Annotated in this window: 21 protein-coding genes; 11 read left to right on the top strand and 10 right to left on the bottom strand. The window is 68.5% G+C overall.

All coding sequences use genetic code 11. The features are described 5' to 3' along the window. Nucleotides 1-195: 195 nt before the first annotated feature. Nucleotides 196-993: a hypothetical protein gene (locus CACI_RS03595; protein WP_041540029.1), complete on the bottom strand. Its 798-nt coding sequence runs from the start codon at nucleotides 991-993 to the stop codon at nucleotides 196-198. Nucleotides 994-1,197: 204 nt separating this feature from the next. Here CACI_RS03595 and CACI_RS45020 point away from each other — a divergent pair, with 204 nt between their 5' ends. After that, entirely contained in the window at nucleotides 1,198-2,868 is a 1,671-nt protein-coding gene (locus tag CACI_RS45020) for a serine/threonine-protein kinase (RefSeq protein WP_012784956.1), read from the top strand. 62 nt (nucleotides 2,869-2,930) lie between these two features. Here CACI_RS45020 and CACI_RS03585 read toward each other — a convergent pair whose 3' ends face one another. The 4 genes from CACI_RS03585 to CACI_RS03570 form a co-directional block, all read right to left on the bottom strand. Further along, nucleotides 2,931-3,341 (bottom strand): RidA family protein, encoded by a 411-nt coding sequence (locus tag CACI_RS03585; protein WP_012784955.1) that lies wholly within the window; start codon nucleotides 3,339-3,341, stop codon nucleotides 2,931-2,933. 76 nt (nucleotides 3,342-3,417) lie between these two features. Next, nucleotides 3,418-4,158, bottom strand: coding sequence for an IclR family transcriptional regulator (locus tag CACI_RS03580; protein ID WP_012784954.1), 741 nt, complete (start codon nucleotides 4,156-4,158; stop codon nucleotides 3,418-3,420). Further along, nucleotides 4,155-4,502: a hypothetical protein gene (locus tag CACI_RS03575; RefSeq protein ID WP_143765138.1), complete on the bottom strand. Its 348-nt coding sequence runs from the start codon at nucleotides 4,500-4,502 to the stop codon at nucleotides 4,155-4,157. Before CACI_RS03575 ends, CACI_RS03580 begins: the two co-directional genes overlap by 4 nt. Beyond that, nucleotides 4,499-5,590 (bottom strand): sugar kinase, encoded by a 1,092-nt coding sequence (locus tag CACI_RS03570; protein WP_012784952.1) that lies wholly within the window; start codon nucleotides 5,588-5,590, stop codon nucleotides 4,499-4,501. Before CACI_RS03570 ends, CACI_RS03575 begins: the two co-directional genes overlap by 4 nt. A 152-nt stretch (nucleotides 5,591-5,742) precedes the next feature. Between CACI_RS03570 and CACI_RS03565 the strand changes: the two genes are divergently transcribed. From CACI_RS03565 to CACI_RS03545, 5 genes are all read left to right on the top strand, one after another. After that, nucleotides 5,743-7,077 carry an alanine racemase gene (locus CACI_RS03565; protein ID WP_012784951.1) on the top strand — a complete coding sequence of 445 codons (1,335 nt, stop codon included), beginning with the start codon at nucleotides 5,743-5,745 and terminating at the stop codon, nucleotides 7,075-7,077. Then, entirely contained in the window at nucleotides 7,077-8,720 is a 1,644-nt protein-coding gene (locus tag CACI_RS03560) for an N-acyl-D-amino-acid deacylase family protein (protein ID WP_012784950.1), read from the top strand. Before CACI_RS03565 ends, CACI_RS03560 begins: the two co-directional genes overlap by 1 nt. Next, a complete protein-coding gene (locus CACI_RS03555) occupies nucleotides 8,717-9,361 on the top strand; it encodes a bifunctional 4-hydroxy-2-oxoglutarate aldolase/2-dehydro-3-deoxy-phosphogluconate aldolase (RefSeq protein ID WP_012784949.1) in 645 nt (214 codons plus the stop codon). Before CACI_RS03560 ends, CACI_RS03555 begins: the two co-directional genes overlap by 4 nt. A gap of 60 nt (nucleotides 9,362-9,421) precedes the next feature. Next, complete coding sequence (locus CACI_RS03550; protein WP_012784948.1) at nucleotides 9,422-10,000, top strand: phosphonate degradation HD-domain oxygenase; 579 nt, start codon at nucleotides 9,422-9,424, stop codon at nucleotides 9,998-10,000. Nucleotides 10,001-10,257: 257 nt separating this feature from the next. Beyond that, entirely contained in the window at nucleotides 10,258-10,986 is a 729-nt protein-coding gene (locus CACI_RS03545) for a hypothetical protein (RefSeq protein WP_012784947.1), read from the top strand. A 343-nt stretch (nucleotides 10,987-11,329) separates the two neighbouring features. Here the strand turns inward: CACI_RS03545 and CACI_RS47040 are convergent, their stop codons facing one another. Then, nucleotides 11,330-11,869 (bottom strand): NUDIX domain-containing protein, encoded by a 540-nt coding sequence (locus CACI_RS47040; protein ID WP_012784945.1) that lies wholly within the window; start codon nucleotides 11,867-11,869, stop codon nucleotides 11,330-11,332. Between the two features lie 479 nt (nucleotides 11,870-12,348). On the opposite strand from CACI_RS47040, the gene CACI_RS49545 reads away from it, so the two are divergent. After that, entirely contained in the window at nucleotides 12,349-13,203 is an 855-nt protein-coding gene (locus CACI_RS49545) for an SLATT domain-containing protein (RefSeq protein WP_012784944.1), read from the top strand. A gap of 107 nt (nucleotides 13,204-13,310) precedes the next feature. On the opposite strand, the gene CACI_RS03530 is transcribed toward CACI_RS49545, so the two are convergent. Next, entirely contained in the window at nucleotides 13,311-14,963 is a 1,653-nt protein-coding gene (locus tag CACI_RS03530; protein ID WP_012784943.1) for a fumarate hydratase, read from the bottom strand. Between the two features lie 104 nt (nucleotides 14,964-15,067). On the opposite strand from CACI_RS03530, the gene CACI_RS03525 reads away from it, so the two are divergent. From CACI_RS03525 to CACI_RS03515, 3 genes are all read left to right on the top strand, one after another. After that, on the top strand, nucleotides 15,068-16,558 hold the full coding sequence (locus CACI_RS03525; protein WP_012784942.1) for a CynX/NimT family MFS transporter: 1,491 nt from the start codon (nucleotides 15,068-15,070) through the stop codon (nucleotides 16,556-16,558). A gap of 13 nt (nucleotides 16,559-16,571) precedes the next feature. Further along, nucleotides 16,572-17,276: a FadR/GntR family transcriptional regulator gene (locus CACI_RS03520; protein ID WP_012784941.1), complete on the top strand. Its 705-nt coding sequence runs from the start codon at nucleotides 16,572-16,574 to the stop codon at nucleotides 17,274-17,276. Nucleotides 17,277-17,376: 100 nt separating this feature from the next. After that, nucleotides 17,377-18,027, top strand: coding sequence for a DUF1707 SHOCT-like domain-containing protein (locus CACI_RS03515; protein ID WP_223297444.1), 651 nt, complete (start codon nucleotides 17,377-17,379; stop codon nucleotides 18,025-18,027). Nucleotides 18,028-18,197: 170 nt separating this feature from the next. Here CACI_RS03515 and CACI_RS03510 read toward each other — a convergent pair whose 3' ends face one another. The 3 genes from CACI_RS03510 to CACI_RS03500 form a co-directional block, all read right to left on the bottom strand. Continuing rightward, complete coding sequence (locus CACI_RS03510; RefSeq protein WP_012784939.1) at nucleotides 18,198-18,566, bottom strand: YbjQ family protein; 369 nt, start codon at nucleotides 18,564-18,566, stop codon at nucleotides 18,198-18,200. A gap of 42 nt (nucleotides 18,567-18,608) precedes the next feature. Beyond that, nucleotides 18,609-19,640: an NAD-dependent epimerase/dehydratase family protein gene (locus CACI_RS03505; protein ID WP_012784938.1), complete on the bottom strand. Its 1,032-nt coding sequence runs from the start codon at nucleotides 19,638-19,640 to the stop codon at nucleotides 18,609-18,611. A 146-nt stretch (nucleotides 19,641-19,786) separates the two neighbouring features. After that, nucleotides 19,787-20,350 (bottom strand): hypothetical protein, encoded by a 564-nt coding sequence (locus CACI_RS03500; RefSeq protein WP_012784937.1) that lies wholly within the window; start codon nucleotides 20,348-20,350, stop codon nucleotides 19,787-19,789. A gap of 716 nt (nucleotides 20,351-21,066) precedes the next feature. On the opposite strand from CACI_RS03500, the gene CACI_RS03495 reads away from it, so the two are divergent. Then, complete coding sequence (locus CACI_RS03495) at nucleotides 21,067-21,567, top strand: SigE family RNA polymerase sigma factor (protein WP_041541076.1); 501 nt, start codon at nucleotides 21,067-21,069, stop codon at nucleotides 21,565-21,567. Nucleotides 21,568-21,587 lie beyond the last annotated feature (20 nt).

Here is a 21,587-nt window from a genome sequence, read left to right as displayed (position 1 = left end):
GCCCACCGCACCAGATCCACCCCCCGCGATTGCGCCAGATCTACGAGCCCTGCGGTACTCGCCGTGGTGGTCGGTGCTCGACCGCCAGCAGCCCGTCGCCCGCACCGCCCGCACCGACCGCACCCGCTCGGCGGTTTCGGGCCCACATCGGCGCCATGCGAGCCGGCCTGGCTCAGCCGAACGCAAGGCAAGCGGTCAGTTGCATGTCCCGCTCCCGCTGTAACACGGCGTGTACGTCGTGAGCGGGCTCGGCGCGGGCCTTGGCGCGTCGGCGTCGGCGTCGTAGTACGTGTCGGTGAGGGTGACGATCGCGAGGTACTGCTCGTGGGGGTAGGCCGTTGACTCGACTGCCGCCGGGTCCACCTTTTGTTGCTGGATCACGGCGGCGGTTATGTCTGGGCCTTGATACTGGGTGTGGGCGGTTGTGGTGCGGGGGCGTTCGGCCCAGCTGATGGTGAGGCAGAGGGGGTGGGCTTCGGTTTCGCGGTGGCACATCCGCTCTGACGGGGGGAGGTCGTCCGCGAGGTAGGTGCGGTTTGGCGCCTGCGGTTCGGGTTGGTGGGCCATTTTCTTGTAGTAGTCCAGGGGCTGGCCCAGCGCGTCGCCACCGTATTGCGAGACCCATCCGGCGGCGTTGAGTGCCTTTCCCCAGGTCTCCATCCGCTGGACGAAGTCGCCATTGAACGAGTAGTAGGCGGTGATGGTGCGCTGGCACGTCACCGGCTGCCAGACCGTGGTGAACTCGCCGGTGGACATGCTCTGGCACTGGTCCTGCACCGCCGTCGGCCCGGGGATCAGCCAGGTCTGGCCCTGCGGCAGTGCGGCGACGCGCGCGTTGAGCTCGTCGGTCGCGTCGTGGTCGGCCGACTGGACCGGAGCCGAGTGCGCGATCTTTGCCACGTCCGGGGGCCTGTGGTCGCGAAATTCGCGGTGGATCCCCCAGATGAAGAGTCCGACCACGGCAACGGCCACGACCGCCAAGAAAGTCAGCACCTTGGCAAAGGTAGAAGCACCGGAATCCGGTCCTGGCATCGGCCGCGAAGCTCGTAGATCCCCCATGCCGATGACGCTAGTCGGCCGTTGTATCAACCTCGGCACTCCGTGGTCACGATATTGCCGTCCAGCGAACACCATCGCCCTCACCTGTCAAGGGACCCCTCCTGAGTAGCCTCACGCCCAAGCGGGGAGAGGGCCGTCGTGGCGAAGACTGCGGGGCCGGAAAAGACGGGCTCGGAAAAGACGGGGTCGGGGCGGTCGGTCGGCGGGCGCTACCGGCTGCTCGCGAAGCTTGGCGAGGGCGGATTCGGGGAGGTGTGGCGGGCCCGTGATCGGTCGCTGGACATCGACGTCGCGGTCAAGCAGGTCCGCATGCCGCTCAACGCACCGCAATCGCAGCTGACGGCCCAGACCGAGCGCGCCCTCCGCGAAGCCCGGCACGCCGCCAAGCTCCGCGACCACCCGAACGTGGTCGCAGTCCACGACGTCGTGGACGACGAAGGCCCATGGATCGTCATGCGTCTCGTCGAAGGACAGACGCTCGCGAACCGCATCAAGGACACCGGCCCGCTCTCCGAACCCGACGCCGTCTACCTCGTCGGCTCCCTCCTGCAAGCACTTCGCGCGGCGCAGGCAGCGAAGGTCGTCCACCGCGACATCAAACCCGCCAACGTCATGCTCACCGACGACGGCAACGTCCTCCTCACCGACTTCGGCATCGCGGTGAACGACGCCGACCCCTCCATCACCACCGCCGGCGTCATCCTCGGCTCAGCCGAATACATGGCGCCGGAACGCGCACGCGGCCACGAGGCGACGTACGCCAGCGACCTCTTCTCCCTCGGCGTGACCCTGTACCACGCAGTCGAAGGCGTCTCCCCCTTCCACCGCGACACCCCCACCGGCTCGCTCACCGCCGTCCTGCTCGAAGACCCGCCGGAACCGCAACGCGCCGGAGCCCTCAAACCGCTCCTCGGCGCACTCCTGCACAAGGAGCCGACCCACCGCCCCGAACTCGACGCCGCACTGAAAATGGTGCAGCAAGCCGCGGAACAGCTCGCCGACGGAACAGCCACGCCCTTCGGCTCGACCCGCGCTTACACCCGCCCCTTCAAGCCCTTCGAAACGCCCGAAAAAGGCGGCGGCACAAAGGAAATCGGCGGCCTCCTCGCTAAAGCAATCCGGACGAACGCCGCCGCCGCGATCCTCCACGCCGAGGACCGCATCAGGGCCCTGCAGCACAACCGCGGCATCCGCGCCGCGCAATCAGCCCAAGCGGCACAATCAAACCAATCGGCACCGTCAGCGTCGTCAGAAGGCGAGCGCAATAAGAAGAAAAAGAACAAAGTCCCAACAACTCAAACCCCTGCGAAAGCCACATCACCCTGGCAATCCAAAGCAACCCTCGTCCTCATGCTCGCCCTCCTCGGTCTGGCCGCCTACGCCCTCAACCACACCGAGATCCCCGCCGCCTGGCACCCGGTCCTCACCGACCAAGACGCCCGCGTCGCCATCCAGAAACGCACCGGCTCGCCCACGGGCGCCTACTCCCCCGGCTGGTGGGTCAGCGCTCCGACGGCCTTCATCGTCATCACCACCGCGACGCTCTGGGCCATCGCCGCCGTGAAAGCGATCCCGAACGCCGTCGGCGCCACTGTGACGGTAGTGGTCGCCATCGTCGTCTTCGCCGCTGGCGGCGCCGCCGCCTTCTGTGCGGAAGCCGCCGGCGCCGAGATCTACACCACCTGGCTCCCGCCGATCGGCGCGCTCTGGGCATCCGCCGGAACACTCACGTGCATCATGACCGTCGCCATCGGCTGGGCCGTCGAAGCCGACACAAAGAGGAAGGCTGCGACCCCTAAAGCACCCTGAGCGCGTCCAGGGACCTCATCCCGCAGGATGAAGTCCCCGTCATGAGAGTCGGTGCGCCAGCGTCAGGCGACGACCGCCAGCGCGTCGATCTCCACCAGCATCGACTCCTTCGGCAGCTCCACGAACACCGTCGTCCGGCTCGGCTTCACGCCGTCCACGCCGAGGTTCGCCGCCATGAACTCCGCGTATGCCTCGTTCATGGCCCCGAAGTGGTCGCGCGTGGTGAGGTAGACGCGCAGCATCACGATGTCGTCGACGGTGCCGCCCCCGGCCTCGACGATCGCCTTCACGTTCTCCAGCGTGCGCTTGGTCTGCGCCTTCACGTCGCCGGGCGCCACGTAATCGCCGGTCGCCGGGTCCTCCCCGCCCTGTCCGGACACCTGCAGGATCGGGCCCTTGCGGACGCCCTGGGAGAACACCGGCATCGGGGCCGGGGCGCCGTCGGTGCGGATCTCGGTCTTCTCGGAAGCCATCGGAGGGCTCACTTTCTTTCGGGGATGGTTCTTCGACTCAGAATGCGAAGTCAGGGGACGAAGTCGGGATGCGAAGTCAGGGGGCGCCGGCGTCGGCGGAGATGGCACGCACGGTGTCCAGCAGCTGTGGCACCAGTTCCAGCACCTGTTCGTAGGGCAACACGACGTCCGGCACAGAGATCGACACCGCCGCCACAGCCCGCCCGGACGCGTCCCGCACCGGCGCGCCGACGCAGTTGATGAAGGTCTCGTGCTCGGCGTGATCCTGCGCCCACCCCTGCGCGGCCACCGTCTCCAGCTCAGCGAGCAACTGCGGCGCCGAAACGATGGTGTTCGGCGTATGCGGCACGAACTCGACCCCCGCGACAACCCGCCGCCGCTCCCCAACCGGCAGATCCGCCAGCAGCACTTTCGCCACAGCAGTGTTGTGCAGCCCAGCATGCAACCCGATCCGCGAGTACATCCGAACCTTGTGCCGCGAGTCGTATTTGTCGATGTAGACGACCTCGCCACCCTCATACGCAGCGAGGTGCACGGTCTGCCCGGTCGCCGCATTCAAAGCCGCCAGATGAGGCGCAGCAACCCGCCGAATACCCCGCTGCTCCATCGCCAGACTGGACAACGCGAACAGCCCAGCACCGAGGTGGTACCGATAGTCGGCATCGCGATAAACGAAGCGATCGGCCTCCAGCGACTGCAACAACCGCAGCACGGTGGTCTTATGCACACCGATCACCTCGGCCAACTGATCCAACGAACGCTCGCCCTCACCCAGCTCGGAGAGCAGGCGCAGGGCACGGCTGACGGTCTGGCTCATGAGACCCTCAGTTTCCCGCGAACCCACCAGAGCGCGCGACTCGGCGAGCAGGCCGCGGACGCCTGATCGAGGCTCACGCGCGCACCGGCATCGAACCCGCTGACCTCGACCCGGCCGAATGCGACGCCACCGACCTCGACCGGGCCGGCCGCGGCCTTGCTGAGCGCAACGCCTCCGACCGCGACTCTTCTGACCACGACGTTTCCGACCGCCGCCTCGCTGACCGCAACGCCTCCGGCCACGAACTCACTGATTGCGACTCTTCCGGCCTCGACCTGTCCGATCGCGACCGTTCCGACTGCGTCCCTTCCAGCGTCGCCCTTTCCGCCCGCGCCCACTCTCACCTCAGCCCGCCGAACGCGATGCCATCGGCCGAAATCCGCGTCGCGCGCCACTGCTCCTCCGGGGCGTCCAGCAGTGCCGCGACCGTCGCCGCCGACCATTGACCGTCGTCCTCGGCCGCGCCAGCAGAACCACCGGCATCCGCATCAGCAAGCCGACTCAGATCCCCCAACTCCCCCACATCGCCCTGCGCCACCAGCGCCGAGGCGGCAGCCAGGTGGCCGAGTCGCAGGCGTCGGCGCTCGTCGAAGCCGTGCAGGGTGCCGGCCAGGTAGCCGGCCGCGAAGGCGTCGCCTGCGCCGGTCGGCTCGACCACGTCGACCGTCAGCGCGGGCTCGGACACGGCGCCCTTCGCTGTGAGCGCGGTGACCACCCGCTCGGCGTCCTTCACCACGATCGTCGTCGGACCGGGAAACAGTGCCCTGAGTTTCGCCGGATCGCCTGTGCCGAAAGCGATTTCCGCCTCGTCCGCACCCAGCAGCGCGACGTCGGCCGCGTTCACGAACTCCCGCAGCACTCCCGCGTCGCGGTCGCGCCACAGTACCGGGCGCAAGTTCAGGTCGAAGCTGACCAGCCGCTGGCCGCGCGGTGCGTCGAGCAGCGCACGCACCATGTCCAGGCACGTCTCCGACAGCGCCGGCGTGATGCCCGTCAGGTGCACCAGCCGCGCGCCGTCCACCAGCCGCTCGACCGCGGGATCGCGCAGCGTCGCGGCCGACATCGCTGACGCCGCCGAGCCCGCGCGGTAGTAATGCAGCTTGCTGCGACCCGTGCCGAGGTCCCCGTCGCGCGTCGATCCGCCGGTCTCCTTCAGGTACAGCCCGGTCGGGCGCAGGGGATCGACCGCGACGCCCGAGGTGTCCACGCCGCGCGCCGTCACCTCGCCGACCAGCCGACGTCCGAAGCCGTCGTCGCCGACCCGGCTGATCCACGCGCTCGGCACGCCCAGCGCACGCAGCGCGCACGCCACGTTCGACTCCGCGCCGCCCGCCGAGACCGCGAACGATTCGACGCCGTCCAACGGTCCCGGCACGTCCGGCAACAGCGCCGCCATCGACTCGCCGACGCACACCGCCCACGGCGTCACCATGCGGCCTCCCCAGTCATCCCGTCGGTCCCGTCGTCGCGTCCGGCGGTCGCCCATCACGTTGACCGCGCTTCGCCTCGAATGCTAGAACCGGAGGACAGCATATGCAACGAGCGTTGCATATAATGCAATACCCCAGGCAGCGGAGGCATCGCATGGTCCACCAGACGTTCGGCAGCCGCACCGCGAGCGCCGGCATCGACCGGACCGCCGTCGCCGCTCTCGCCGACGAGCACCTCGACTGGCGCTTCAAAGCCCTGCCGCCGCAAGCCTGGGACCGCACCGCGCACGCCTACGTAGCCTCGGGCCCGCGCCTGTCCGACCTGGGCACGCCGCTCCTGACCCTCGACGCCGGCGCCCTGGACCACAACCTGCGCACCATGGCCGCCTGGTGCCACGAAGCCGGCGTCGCCCTCGCCCCGCACGGCAAGACGACGATGGCGCCCTCGCTCTGGCAGGCGCAGCTCGACGCCGGCGCGATCGGCATCACGCTCGCCAACCTCCCGCAGCTCCGCGTCGCCCGCGCCTTCGGCGTCCAGCGCCTCATGCTCGCCAACGCCCTCCTCGACCCGGCGGGTCTGGCATGGATCGCCGCCGAGTTGAACGCCGATCCCGACTTCGCCTTCGTCTCGTGGGCGGACTCGGTCGAGACCGTCACCCGTATGGACGCCGCCTTGCGCGCCGCAGGTGTCGGCAGCGGTCCCGATCCCGAGACCGACCGCCCGATCGAGGTCCTCGTCGAACTCGGCGGCGCCGGCGGACGCACCGGAGCGCGCAGCATCACAGAGGCCGAAGACGTCGCGCGCGCCATCCAAGCCGCACCCACGCTGAAGCTCGCCGGTATCGCAGGATACGAAGGCGCCCTCGCCCACGACGCTTCCGCCGAAAGCCTCGAGACCGTTCGCCACTACCTCCGCGACCTCGCCGAACTGCACCGCCGACTCGCGGCGGGCTACGAGACCGACCACGCCGTCGTCACCGCGGGCGGCAGCGCCTACTTCGACACCGTCGCCGAGATCCTGCAACCGGCGGCCACCGAATCAGGAGCCGAAGTCGTCCTGCGCTCCGGCGCCTACGTCATCCACGACGACGGCCACTACCGCAAGATCTCGCCGCTCTCTCGCGACACCACGACCGCCAAAACCCCTTTCCGAGCAGCGATGCACGGCTGGGCCCGCGTCGTGTCCCACCCCGAACCACAGCTCTCGCTCCTCGACGCTGGCAAGCGCGACTTCCCCTTCGACGAAGGCCTGCCGACGCCGCAGATCGTCCAAGGCGGCGCCGGGGCAGCCGCCGGCGTCGTCACCGCGCTGAACGACCAACACACGTTCCTGCGCGACGCCGGCGAGACCGCTCCCATCGGCGCCGTCGTCCGCTTCGGTCTCTCGCATCCGTGCACCGCGCTCGACAAATGGACCCTGATCCCCGTCCTCGACGACGCCGACAGCGCCGACCCGCAGATCGTCGATCTGGTGAGGACGTTCTTCTGATGGCCGACCTGGTCTTCCGCGGCGCGACCGTCGTCGACGGCACGGGAGCCGACCGCTACCGCGCCGACGTCACCGTCACCGACGGCTTCATCAGCGCGATCAACGCCATCAGCACCGTCAGCGCCATCAGCGCCACCGCCGCCGACCAGCACCCGACCGCCTCCCGCGTCATCGACGCCGACGGCCTCGTCCTGTCTCCCGGCTTCATCGACATGCACGCGCACTCCGACCTGCGCACCCTCGTCGAACGCGACCACCCCTCGCGCGTCACGCAAGGCGTCACCTGCGAAGTCCTCGGCCAGGACGGCCTGTCCTACGCCCCGGTCGACGACACCACGCTGCCCGCCCTGCGCCGCCAGATCGCCGGCTGGAACGGCGACCCCGACGGCTTCGCCTGGGACTGGCGCACCGTCGGCGAGTACCTGGACCGACTGGATCAGGGTATTGCGGTCAACGCCTGCTATCTCGTGCCGCACGGCACGGTCCGCATGCTCGCGATGGGCTGGGACAACCGCGAACCGGACCGCGCTGAACTGGACCGCATGCGCGAACTGGTCGCACAGGGCATGCGCGAAGGCGCGGTCGGCATGTCCAGCGGCCTGTCCTACACCCCGGGCATGTACGCCGCCACCGACGAGCTGATCGAACTCTGCGAAGTCGTCGCCGCGTACGGCGGCTACCACTCGCCGCACCAACGCTCCTACGGCGCCGGTGCGCTCGACGGCTACGCCGAGATGATCGAGATCTCGCGCCGCTCCGACTGCCCGTTACACCTGGCGCACGCAACCATGAACTTCAGCGTCAATGCCGGGCGCGCCGCCGAGTTCCTGGAGCTGGTCGACACCGCCATGACAGAGGGCTGCGACATCAGCCTCGACACCTATCCCTACCTGCCGGGCTCCACGACGCTGGCGGCGCTGCTGCCGAGCTGGTCCGCCGAGGGCGGTCCGGACGCGACGCTCGCGCGGCTGGCCGATCCGGTGTCCCGTGAGCGGATCCGGCGCGATGTCGAGGAACGCGGCAGCGACGGCAACCACGGCATGGTCATCGACTGGCGCACGATCCAGATCTCCGGCGTGCGCGACTCCGCGCTGTCCGGCGTCGTCGGCCAGAACCTGGCGGAAATCGCCGCCGACCGCGCGGTGACCGGCACCGAGGTGTTCTTCGACCTGCTCAGCGCCGACCGGCTCGGGACCACGATCCTGCACCACGTCGGCAACGAGGAGAACGTGCGCGCCATCATGCGCCACCGCGCGCACACCGTCGGCAGCGACGGCTTGCTGGTCGGAGCCCGGCCGCATCCCCGCGCCTGGGGCACGTTCCCGCGCTATCTCAGTCACTACAGCCGCGATCTCAAAGTCCTGACACTGGAGGAGACGATCACACGGATGACCGGCCGCCCGGCCCGGCGCCTGCGGCTCGACCGGCGCGGCGTCATCCGCGTCGGCCACCACGCGGACCTGGTGCTGTTCGATCCGCAGACAGTGCACGACACAGCGACCTTCGAGCAGCCGCGCCAAGCTGCCGAAGGAATCGTCGAGGTGCTGGTCAACGGCGTGTCGGTACTGAAAGACGGAAAGCCCACCGGGGCACTCCCGGGGCGGGCGTTGCGACGTACAGAGCAGGGGGTATCAGCGTTATGACTTTCGACCTTCCCCATCCGGACTTCCGCGCCCAGTTGGCCGCCGAACCGGTCATAGCCGTGGTCCGGGCATCATCGATCCCTGATGCGGCGGCGTTGTGCGCGGCGCTGGCCGGCGGCGGCATCACGTGCACCGAGCTCACGTTCAGCACTCCCGACGTGGTCCCGCACCTGCGCGCGGCCGTCGCCGCCGGACACCGCATCGGAGCCGGGACCGTCCTCACCGCCGCGCAGGCGCGGGAGGCGATCGACGCGGGCGTCTCGTTCCTCGTCACTCCCGGCCTGCGGCCCGAGGTCGCCGAAGTCGCGCACGAGGCGGGGGTTCCGATCGTGCTGGGAGCACTGACGCCGACCGAGGTCGCGCAGGCTCTCGACCTCGGCACGGCGGCCGTGAAGATCTTCCCCGCCAAGGCATTCGGTCCTGGCTACTTCAAAGACCTGCGCGGACCGTATCCGGGACTGCCGCTGGTCGCCTCCGGAGGCGTCAACGCCGGCAACGCCGCCGACTTCCTCGCGAACGGAGCACTCGCGGTATGTGCGGGCACTGATGTCGTGCCGCCAGACATCGTGGCCGCCGGCGACTGGCCCGAGATCACGCGCCGCGCGCGGGCGTTCGTCACCGCGCTGCGCCGTCCGGCGTGATGGCGCCTATAGGCCGATCAGCACTTACGCCGTGACGCGCGACCTGGGTAGCGTTCGAGCGTGAGCACCCCTGAAGAGGTCGTGGACCAGATCGCCGCCCTGTTCTCCGGCGAGGGCGGCGCCGAATACCTCGGCGAGCCGGTCACCCAGGCGCAGCACATGCTGCAGGCGGCGGCGCTGGCCGAGCGGGACGGCGCGGCACCGGCGCTCGTCGCGGCCGCGCTGCTGCACGACGTCGGCCACTTCACCGGCGCGGTGCACGGCCGGGATCTGATGGCCGGCCGCGACAACCGGCACAGCCACCAGGGCGCGGACTGGCTCGGGGCGTGGTTCGGGCCGGAGGTCACCGAGCCGGTACGGCTGCACGTCGCCGCGAAGCGCTACCTGTGCGCGGCCGAGCCCGGCTACTTCGCGAAGCTGTCCGAGGCGTCGGTGTACACGCTGTCGGTGCAGGGCGGTCCGATGTCGGAGCAGGAGGCCGCAGAGTTCGAGGCCGGTCCGCACGCGGCTGACGCGGTGCGGCTGCGGCGCTGGGACGAGGCCGCGAAGGAGCCCGGCGCCGACGATCCGGGGTTCGAGCACTACCGGCAGCTGTTGGCGGCGCTGGTTCGCGGTAGCTCGATGACGCCGAGCACTTGATCAGGCTCGACAGCCCTGAAACTCAACGATTCTGAAGACGGCCAGGCGGAGCTGACACTTCATCTGTCCCCGCCGCAGGTGAAGCGTCAGCTCCGGCTCACCTGCAAATAATGCTGAGAATCCGGTGAAACCGGAAGGGTTGTTGCCGATCAGTTATCAACTTTTGCGCGGTGATGACCGTTTCGTGATGCTACCGCCACGTACCGCACAGTTGATCATCCGCTCCGCAGTCCCGGTGCCGATGCTTCAATAGCGCCATGACGCCTCGCGAAGCACCCGTGCCGCCAGCGATAGCCGCCCTGCCGCACGACCCGCGCGGCTACCCGATCCCCGCGATCACGCCGCGCGACGCCGAGGGCACCCCGACATTCGCCATCACCGGCAGCGCCCGCTCGCTGATCTGCGCAATAGAGCGCCGCTGCTCGATCTGCGGCACCCCGATGGCGCCAGGACCGGTCTACCGCGTCATCGCGGCGGCCGAAACCGAGGCCCTGGCAGCCGCGCACGCCGCCGGCCAGACCACCGCCGCCAACAAGGCACCCTCCCCCGAACCACCGGGACACCGCGACTGCATGCTCTTCGCCGCCTTCACCTGCCCCTTCCTAGCGCGCCCCAACGCCCGCCGCGGGCAGGACGCGGAGGTCATGGGCGCCTCCCTGTCCCGAGGCACGGCACGCGGCAGCTCGACGGAGACCGGCAGCCAGACCGGCGGCGCCGTCGCAGGCTTCGCAGAGTACGAATTCAGCTACACACCCGGCTCCAACCAGGTGGCGTTTCTCTTCTCCGGCTTGACCGAACTACGCATCCACCAACTCGGCGCCGACCAGATTCCCGAACTCATCACCGCCCTCGCCGACGCCGAGCCGCCGACCGAATCATGCCCGCCGTACCTGCTCGACGACGAGGAAGCCGCCACAGAGCACGCCCGCGAGCTGCTGGAGGCGGCGATCGCGCGGAGCCGGAACGCGGGCGCTACCAAAGCGTGATCCACCGCGATGCGGGCGGTAGCGAACCTGTGAGCGACACGCGCGTCTAGAGGGCGACACCACTTCGGAAAAGGGGACCCCTTCGGGCGTGGGGCCTCTCTGCGTTACGGGGTTCTATGCAGTGTTCAGCTTGGCGTGGCAGTTCCTTCCGGTGCGGTCCGTAGTCCCAAGCACGGCCGCGACAGTGACACCCGTGACCAGCCTTCCTTTTCGTCAAGCCAGCCTTGCAGAATCACCAGGTTCCACCTCGACATAGCCGTTCATCAACTCAAGCCACGAGTCTGTGGCGGGAGCCGGCAGAGCTTCCCCGATGGCATCTAGGTACGCGTGATGGTCGATGCTGTCAAAGATCTCCCGCTTCTGCTCCGTGGTCCCGGCCAGCTTCTCGTTCGGCATGAGCACGCCCGTTGTGATCATCCCCCTTGAACCAATGGCGATACTGATGGATCAGGTCTCCATGTGATGGCAGCAAGCCGTCAGGTAGCGCGTCGATGTCGAAGAACCCGGCGTCGAGAACCTCTTTGGGGTCCGGCCGGTAGGTGCCTCCGATGAATTCGCCGAGGAAGACAGCTTCGGCGCGGAGCTTGAACCCGGTCACCAGTGCGACCGGCTCAGGTCGCGTCTTCACCACGTAGCCGGTTTCCTCGTGTGCTTCGCGGACCACGGTCTGATCCCAGGTCTCGCCACCCTTGGCGTAGCCCGTGACCAACCCCCACGGCCTTGAGGGCTTCCACATGCGGCCCTTAATCAGAAGAACTTGCCCGTGCTCGTTCCTGACGAGCCCGGACACGCCAACGATGAACTTGGGTTGGCTGACCCACAGAATCCGCCATTGCACGCCCCCAGCGTGCTTCCCGATGAACGTCCAGATTCGCTCTCGCATCGGATCAGCCTGTCAGGGTCACCGTGACGGCGCGGACGAACGCGCCGGACGCGGGCCTTGATGAAACACCTGATAGGCGAACCCCTACGCCTCGACCGCAGGCGGGTGAAGTAGTCGCAACGGGGGAACTCACACGGCTGAACGACCGGTCCACACGGATTCGTGCGCTAGGGCCGAACGTCAAGACTCGTCAGAGCCTTAGCTCACGCGGTTGGCGGCTTGCTCCCGATCCGCATCACCGGTCCGGTCGTGTCGCAGGTAGGTCGCACAGCATGATCACACACCGAGCCCGTACATCGGCCGTGCTGAAGACTTGGACCACGCCCGCTCAGCTCGGAACGCAACTACAGGTTCAATCGGTATGACACGGACGTCACCGTAGCAGTATTCTGCGATGCTGCGGTCCTAAGCCGCTTGACTGGCAGTGCAGTTCTTCGTACGTCGACGATGCCGACGACCTATAACAGGGGGATCGATTTTTGGCGTCCACCAGCTCGCAGAATCGTCAGGCGGCCGTTGCCGTCGGGCCCGTCGAACAACTCCTCGATTTCAATCAAAAGCTGTTCACTCTCGAGTCGGAGTACATCCGGGCACGCCGCTACTATTTTACTCGCACTTTCCTGGTTACATTCATTTTCCTTGGCTCGTTTGCCGACTATATCGCCACAGTCTCCACATATCGCCATGTCGATCTGGCACCAGTAAATCGGATCGTCATCCCGTTCATTCTCCTGAGCATTGCAGTCTTAGTGGCCTACCTCACCTACCAAGACAGCTTGTCAGAAGATAGAAAATACGCCCCACGAAGGCTGTACGAAGTTCAGCTGGACATCGGCATTCTCAAGGAGAAGCGTCGACTGTTCTCTGCGACCTTGAATCTAGATCTCGAGCTGCGGCAATTTGCCTACAAGGACGAGATCCCAGCAAAGCTGATAACGCTTCGCAGAGAGGCGGATTACTATCGCCGAGTCAACAACATCCTGCAAGCAATCATCATCATCGGGTCATTGGCCACCTCTACGCTAGCCGGGATGGGCGGGACCGCAGCGTGGCATCGATGGGTGACGGTCGGGTCCAGCTTTTCAGTCGGCGTCGCGGCAGGTTTCGTCGGCTATTTCAAGTTCAAGGAAAAGAACTTCTACCTTCAGCAAACCGCCGATCAGGTGGAGCAAGAAGTCACCGCATTCGATCTTCGAATAGATCAATACCTCCAGAAGGAGGATGCCGAGGCACTCATGCTGCTATCACAACGCGTCGAGGCACTGGTAAATGAACAGCGGAAGCGACAACAGCAACTCGACCAACCGACGGACAATCCCAGCAAACAAGGGTAGAAACACTCTGGCCCGAAGAGCAGGAACTCGTTCCGACAGTGCAGAAGCCCCGGCTCATGGCGAGCCAGGGCTTCGTCGGCCACTGAGTCAGCAGCCTGAAAGCCGCCTCACGCGGTCGCCGGCTTGCTCCCGATCCGCATCACCGGTCCGGTCGTGTCGGCGAAGAAGTCATTCCCCTTGTCATCGACCACGATGAACGCCGGGAAGTCCTCGACCTCGATTCGCCATACGGCTTCCATGCCGAGCTCGGCGTACTCGAGCACCTCGACCTTCTTGATGCAGTCCTGTGCCAGGCGGGCTGCGGGGCCGCCGATGGAGCCGAGGTAGAAGCCGCCGTGTTGGGCGCAGGCGTCGGTGACCTGCTTGGAGCGGTTGCCCTTTGCGAGCATCACCATTGAGCCGCCGGCGGCTTGGAATTGCGCTACGTAGGAGTCCATGCGGCCGGCGGTGGTGGGGCCGAAGGAGCCGGAGGCGTAGCCCTCGGGGGTTTTGGCTGGGCCGGCGTAGTAGACCGGGTGGTCCTTCATGTACTGCGGCATGGGTTCGCCGGCGTCGAGGCGTTCCTTGATCTTGGCGTGGGCGATGTCGCGGGCGACGACCAGGGTGCCGGTGAGGGCCAGGCGGGTCTTGACCGGGTACTTCGACAGTTCTGAGCGGATCTCGGGCATCGGGCGGGTGAGGTCCACGCGGACCACGTCGTCGTCCAGGTGCTCGTCGGTGGTTTCCGGGAGGAAGTGGCCGGGTTCGAACTCCAGCTGCTCCAGGAAGACGCCGTCGCGGGTGATCTTGCCCAGGGCCTGGCGGTCGGCCGAGCAGGAGACGGCCATCGCCACCGGGAGCGAGGCGCCGTGCCGGGGCAGGCGGATCACGCGCACGTCGTGGCAGAAGTACTTGCCGCCGAACTGGGCGCCGATGCCGATGCGCCGCGTCAGCTCCAGGACCTCGGCCTCCAGCTCCAGGTCGCGGAAGCCGTGGGCGGTGATCGAGCCCTGCTTCGGCATGGTGTCCAGGTAGCGCGCGGAGGCGTACTTGGCGGTCTTCAGCGCGAACTCCGCCGATGTGCCGCCGATGACGATCGCCAGGTGGTAGGGCGGGCACGCCGCGGTCCCCAGGGAGCGGATCTTCTCCTCGAGAAACTTCAGCATCGCCTTGGGGTTCAGGATCGCCTTCGTCTCCTGATACAGGTACGACTTGTTCGCCGAGCCGCCGCCCTTGGCCATGAACAGGAACTTGTACGCGTCCCCGTCCGTGGCGTACAGCTCGACCTGCGCCGGCAGGTTCGAGCCGGTGTTCTTCTCGTCCCACATCGTCAGCGGCGCCATCTGTGAATAGCGCAGGTTCAGCCGGGTGTAGGCGTCGAAGACGCCGCGCGCGATGTGCGCCTCGTCGCCGCCGGCGGTCAGGACCTGCTGCCCGCGCTTGCCCATGACGATCGCGGTGCCGGTGTCCTGGCACATCGGCAGGATCCCGCCGGCCGAGATGTTGACGTTCTTCAGCAGGTCCAGCGCCACGAACCGGTCGTTCGGCGAGGCCTCGGGGTCGTCCAGGATGTTCCGCAGCTGCTGCAGGTGCCCGGGCCGCAGGTAGTGCGCGATGTCGTGCATCGCGGTCTCCGTGAGCAGCCGCAGCGCCTCCGGCTCGACCTGCAGGAACGTGCGCCCGCCGGCCTCGACGGTGCTGACGCCCCCGGTCGTGAGCAGGCGGTACGGGGTCTCGTCCGGCCCCGTCGGGAGGAGGTCGGCGTACTCGAAGTCAGGCATGCCGCCAGCGTACTCGCGGCGCGTGGAGCCCCTGCTTGTGCGGTGTGCCACACCAGGCGATTCGAACTTGAAACGTAAACATCATACGTCTTACCATCAGACGCATGACGATATCCCTGGACCGCCCCGGCACCCCGGGCAAGCACCGCCGCACCCCCGCCGCCCACGGTCCCCGCGAACACGTCAAAGCCCTCGGCACCCTCGAGCCTCTCGACACCGTCGACAGCCTCAACACCGTCGACACGCTCGAGCCCCTGGACACTCTGGACACCCTCGACACCCTCGACGCCCTCCAAGCCCTCGACACCCTCGAGCGCCTCGGCGAGCCCACCGAGCCCGCCGACCCCGGCGAGCGCCAGCAGCAGCACCTGGCCGGCGGCGCGCTGATCCTCGCCGGGATCATCCTGGTCGCGGCCAACCTGCGCCTCGGCGTCTCCTCGACCGGCCCGCTCCTGGACCAGCTCCGCGACCGCCTGCACCTCGGCGCCGGCGTCGTCACCCTGCTCCCCACCCTCTGGGTCGTGATCTTCGCCTTCGCCGGTCCCGCCGGCTCCTGGCTGGCCCGCCGCCACGGCGCGGGCTCCGTTCTGGCCGCAAGCCTGGCCGTCCTGGTCGCCGGCTCGGCGGTCCGCGGCATCCCGGACGTGCCCGGCCTGCTGGCCGGCTCGGTCCTGGCCGGCACCGGCATCGCGCTGGGCAACGTCCTGCTGCCGGTCGTGGTGCGCACCTACTTCCCGCACCGCATCGGCGCCGTCACCGGCATCTACTCCACGATGATCGCCCTGGGCTCGACCGTGGCCGCCGGCATCGCGGTCCCGCTGTCCAACACCCTCGGCGGACCGTCCACCGGCTTGGGCTTCTGGGCCATCCCGGCGCTGGCGGGCCTCGCGCTGTGGATGGTCAGCCACCCGCACCGCCGCCGCCACGACCGCACGGTCGCCGCGTCCGGTGCCGCGCGGCAGGCCCACATCCCGCTGAAGTCGCTGGCCAAGTCCAAGCTGGCGTGGGCCATGACCGTCGCCTTCGGCCTGCAGAGCATGTCCGGCTACGTCGTCATGGGCTGGATCCCGACGGTCCTGCACGACCACGGCATGTCCTCCGCCGCCGCCGGCACCGTGCTGAGCGTGACCTTCGCGGTCAACGCCCCGCTGTCCTTCATCGTGCCGCTGACCGCCGCGCGGCTGCGCAGCCAGCGCTTTCTCGCCCTGGTCCTCGGCGTGGTCTTCGGGCTCGGCTTCGTCACACTGATCATCGCCCCGGTCTCGCTGGCCTACCTCGCCGCGGCCCTGATCGGCGTCGGCATGGCGGCCTTCCCGCTGGTCCTGACGATGATCGGGCTGCGCGGCGGCACGCCGGAGGGCACCGCGGCGCTGTCCGCGTTCTCCCAGTCCGCCGGCTACCTCATCGCCGCGATGGGCCCGATCATGTTCGGCGTCCTCGGGCATGCCCTGCACAGCTGGACCGTCCCGCTGGCCGTCATGGTGGCCGTCGTCCTCGTGCAGGGAGTGGTCGCGGCATACGTCGGTTCACCCAAGCGCGGCACGTTGATCAGCGACTCCGGGGACTCCGGCTCGATGACACCCGCCGGGAACTGAAAGACTGCCATCTGTGGCGAACGGACTCACAGGCATCCAGCGCGGCTCTCTGGTCGACGAAGTCATCGACAAGCTCCGCGAACAGATCGGCAGCGGCGCCTGGCCGGTCGACGCCCGCATCCCCACCGAGCCGGAGTTGGTCGAGGCCCTGAACGTGGGCCGCGGCACGGTCCGCGAGGCGGTGCGGGCGCTGGCGCACGCCGGCCTGCTGGAGGTGCGCCGCGGCGACGGCACGTACGTCCGCGCCCGGAGCGAGCTGTCCGGCGCGCTGCGGCGCGAGATCCAGGCGACCACGCACGACCACGTCCAGGAAGTCCGCCGCGCCATCGAGGTCGAGGCGGCCCGTCTGGCCGCACGCCGCGCGAACCCCGCCGACCTCGCAGCGTGCGCCGACGCCCTGGCGGCCCGCGACCTCGCGGCGCGCAAGGTCGAGAAGGCCGACCCGGGCGACACCTCATGGGTCGACGAGTGGGTCGAGGCCGACGCGCACTTCCACACCGCGATGGTCGCCGCCGCCGGCAACCCGCTTCTGCTCGACCTCTATCTGGAGATCGGCAGCGCGCTGCGCACGGTGCTGACCGAACGCGCGCTGCGCACCGACTTCGACCGCTTCCTGGTCGCCGGTCACAGCACCCTGCTGGACGCGGTGCGCGCCGGGGATCCCGAGGCCGCGGTACGCGAGGCTTCGCTGAACGTGGAGACCAGCGCCGAAGAGTAAGAGCGTGCGCGGACTTGGAGCTCCGCCGATTCTCCGCCCTGCCAACAATCCGCGCACGCTCTAAATCCCTCCCGCGATCGCCCCGCGTATAGTGCAGAAGGTGAGCGTGCCCGCAGCCTTTCCGGCCAACGATCCCCACGGAACCATGCGCGCCTCCGACGCCGACCGGGACCGCGTGGCGGACGCCCTCCGGGAGGCTTACGCCGAGGGCCGCCTGGACGCCGACGAACACAACGAGCGCATCGACCTCGCTTACAAGGCCAAGACCCTCGGCGAGCTGTCGCCGCTGGTGTCCGACCTGCCGCAGCGCCACATCACCTCTCCCGCCGGCGCGCCCCCCTCGGTCCCGGCGATGCCCGCGGACTACGCCCCGGGATCGAAGATCACTGCCGTCTTCGCCGAGCAGAAGCGCGGCGGACGCTGGCTTGTCCCCTCGCAGACCATCGCCGCGGCCGTCTTCGGCTCGGTGACCATCGACCTGCGCGAGGCCGTGCTGACCCAGCGCGAAGTGGTCATCACCGCCAACGCGGTGTTCGGCTCCATCGAGATCAAGGTGCCGCACGGCGTCGTGGTGCGCGACGAGGGCACCGCGGTGTTCGGCTCGCGCAGCGGCTCGGACCGCAACGCCGCCGGCGACGTGCCGATCACGCCGGAGTCGCCGGTCGTGGTGCTGCGCGGGATGGCGCTGTTCGGCGAGGTGTCGGTGCGGTATCCCAAGCCGAAGAAGCTGGGCAAGTTCCTCGGGCGCTGAGCGCGGGGCGGCTCACGCTGCGCCGGACCACCGGTCCTTGTCGCGGCGGCGGGGCGGCGGCGTGCCGGTGTGGTGCTCGGCGCGGCAGCTCATGCTGAGCCGCTGAGCCTCTGAGCCGCCCGAAATCGTTGCGCCTGCTGGGATCCGCGGCCTGTTCCTACCTCCAGCCGCTACGCCGGATTGTCCGGCGTCGCCACACAAGCGGTCCCGTAAGCGCAGATCTCAGTCCCCAGCTCGCCCGGCGACGTCTCGAACCGCATCGCCAGCACGGCGTTACCGCCCCGGCGCGTGGCCTCCTCAGTCAGCCGCGTCATCGCCTCCATCCGGCTGTCGACGAGCATCTTCGTCTGGCCCTTCAGCTCGCCGCCCTTGATGGACTTCATCGCCGACCCGAACGAGCTGCCGATGTTGCGCGCGCGGACCGTCAGCCCGAAGCACTCGCCCAATACCCGTTCGATGCGGAACCCCGGCAGGTCGTTCATCGTGCTCACCATCACGGTGTTCGCAGGATCCTGGCCGCCGCTGTAGTCAGTGCTCATGCTCATGCCACCAGCTTGCGCACCGGCCCGGCGATCGTCGCGCTAGGCGAGCGAACGGGTTAGCGCGAACTCCGCCATCCCGTCGGCGAACTCCACGCGCGGCCGCCAGCCGAGCTCGTCGCGGATGCGCGCGCTCGAAGCGGTGATGTGCCGGACGTCCCCCAGGCGGTAGCCGCCGGTCACGACCGGCGCCGGTCCGTCCATCGCGCGCGCCAACTCCGCCGCCATCTCGCCGACGGTGCGCGGCGTTCCGCTGCCGACGTTGTAGACGCGCATCTCGCTGAGTCCGTTCTCGCTGAGTCCGTGTTCGCGTCCGTCCACGTTCGCGGCCCACTCCAGCGCAGCCACGTTCGCCGTCGCGATATCGCGCGCGTGCACGAAGTCCCGCCGCTGACCGCCGTCCTCGAACACCGCCGGCGCCTCGCCCCGCATCAGTGCTGAGCGGAACAGCGCCGCCACTCCGGCATAGGGAGTGTCGCGCGGCAATCGCGGGCCATAGACGTTGTGGTACCTCAAGCCCACGGCGCGAACGCTGTCGGACAACCGCACCCACGAGGCCGCCAGGTGTTCGGTCATCACTTTCGAGGCGGCGTAGACGTTCCGCGGATCCAGCGGCGCGTCCTCGCCGACCAGTCCCGGCGCCAGCGGCAAAGCGCAGGTCGGGCACGGCGGCTCGAAGAGCCCTGCGATCAGATCGTCTTCCCGTCGAGGACCGGGACGCACCCAGCCGTGCTCGGCGCACTCGTAGCGACCCTCGCCGTAGACCACCATCGACGAGGCGAAGACCAGCGCCCGCACTCCCGCCTCGGCCATCGCGGCCAGCAGGATCGACGTCCCGAAGTCGTTGTGCGAGACGTAATCGGGCGCGTCGCCGACCGTCCGGTCCAGACCGACCTTCGCCGCCTGATGGCACACGGCGTCGACGCCTCGCAGGGCTCTGCGAACGTCCGCGGCGTCGCGCACGTCCTCGCCGTCCACCAGGTCCAAGCCCTCGACCTCGTGCCCGGCCGCGACCAGCGCCTCGACGACGTGCGATCCGATGAACCCGGCGGAACCGGTGACCAGAACCCTCATGCCCACCGACGCTAGACGCCGAAAGCGGCGCCGCACCCCATGCGACGCCGCTGTTCAGCGAACCGTAATGAGCTCATCCCGGAGGACTCTGTGCCGGTCCTGTTTTCGGTACCGGGCCAGGGGCCCAGGACCGGGAACGAGGGTGTCTAGGCGCCCGCGTCGGCGTCCGCGTCCGCGTCCCCGCTCTCACGGTCCGGTCCGGCTTCCCGGACCTCTTCCACCTTGCGCATCGCGTCGCGCAGGTCGCCGACCCAGTCGCCGGCGTGCTTCTCCACCAGGCGCACGCACCAGGCCAGCGCCTCGCTCCGGCTCCGGGCGACGCCGCCGTCCACCAGCGTGTCCAGCAGCGCGCGCTCGGGCTGCTTGAGCCGGGTCATCACCGGCACGGACAAGTGCGTGAACAGCCGTCCCTGGTCTCCGCAGCGCACGCCCCAGGAGACCTTGCGCCCGAACTTGTGCTCCGCGTCCCGGGCCACGGCCATGCGCGCGTCGCGCGTACGCTCCCGGAACTCCTTGATCCGGCCCTCGATGGTGGCGGCTTTCTCCGCCTCCGAGGCGCCCTCGGCATATGCGGGCTCCGGGATCCGCCCGATCACCGTGATCTCCTCACGGTCGACCGTGACCTCCGGCGCCCCGTCGAACAGGTCTTCCGGCAGCCGTCCCGTGAACCATCCTCGTGTCTTCTCGATCAGCTCTTCACGTGTAGCCATGTATCTACGATTACACGATTACATCGACTGCGGGAGCCGTCGGCGCGCACAAAGAAAGGCCGGGCGTTCGCCATCAGCGAACGCCCGGCCCTGTCCCCCTGGTCCCCCCAGGGAGGTCTGCGAGACCTGTGTCGATCAGTGCGCGCTCCACACGCGCGGCTTCACCGCAATCCGGAGTCCTTTCACGAGCCGGCGCGGGTACCGGCGCACGTCCACACCGTGCTGCCGTTGACCCCTCACGAAGACTTTTCCCAGTGACCGTCTCTCTTGTGAAGTGCTCGATCGTGACCGTCGTGCCGTCGTACCCGTCGGGCCACCGTCGTGGCCTTCGTGCCCGGTGCCGGTCATCCGATGCCGCGGACGTCGCACCGTCCCCAGCATCTCCACCCGTTGCGGCGTGCCGAACCGGGCCACACCCCGGTAGAGCACGGCAGAAGTGGTCTCACGACATCGTCTTGAACGCGTTCAGCGGCGCCAGCCTGCCTGTCCGGCGCCGGGCTCCAATGTAGACGCGAGGTGCCAGAAGCCTGATCCGTCAGGCGACGTAGAAATGCGCACCGAAGTGACTACCTCTCCCGGGTCAACGCGTATGACCACGTACGCTCACCCCACGGATCCACGCACCGCGACCGCCGAGGCGACAGCGCGTGTGTAACACCGGCACCGGAGTCCGCGTCGGTACGGGTGGAATGTTCAACGAGGGAAGCGCGGTGGCCATGGCGAAGCACGATGAAGAGTTCTTGGAGTTCGCTTCAGCGCGGACTTCGCATCTGTTCCGTACTGCGTATCTGATGAGCGGGGACTGGCACCAGGCTGAGGACCTCGTCCAGGAGACGCTGGGCAAGGTCTACTCGGTCTGGGGGCGCAAGCGGCGGATCGAGAACCCGGACGCATACGCGCAGACCGTGCTCACGCGAACGTTCATCTCGGCGCGGCGCAAGCGCAGTTCGCGCGAACTGCCTTCCTCGCAGCTGCCCGAGGGCGAGTTCCACGAGGCGGACACATCCCTGCGCATGACCTTGCTGGAGGGCCTCGCGGCCCTGCCGCCCAAGGATCGCGCCGTGCTGGTTCTGCGGTTCTGGGAGGACCGCAGTGTCGAGGAGGTGGCGCACATCATGGGCGCCAGCTCGGGCGCGGTGCGCACCCGCACGAACCGGGCGCTGACCCGGCTGCGCGGCGCGCTGGGAGATCTGCTTCCGGACCTCGCCCTCACCTGAGCACCTCTCCTCTCTCCCCC

This window comes from Catenulispora acidiphila DSM 44928 (genome assembly GCF_000024025.1).
GTDB classification, from domain to species: Bacteria; Actinomycetota; Actinomycetes; order Streptomycetales; family Catenulisporaceae; genus Catenulispora; species Catenulispora acidiphila.
The sequence above is the reverse complement of the archived record's forward strand: the minus strand, read 5'-3'. Positions and strand labels throughout refer to the sequence as shown.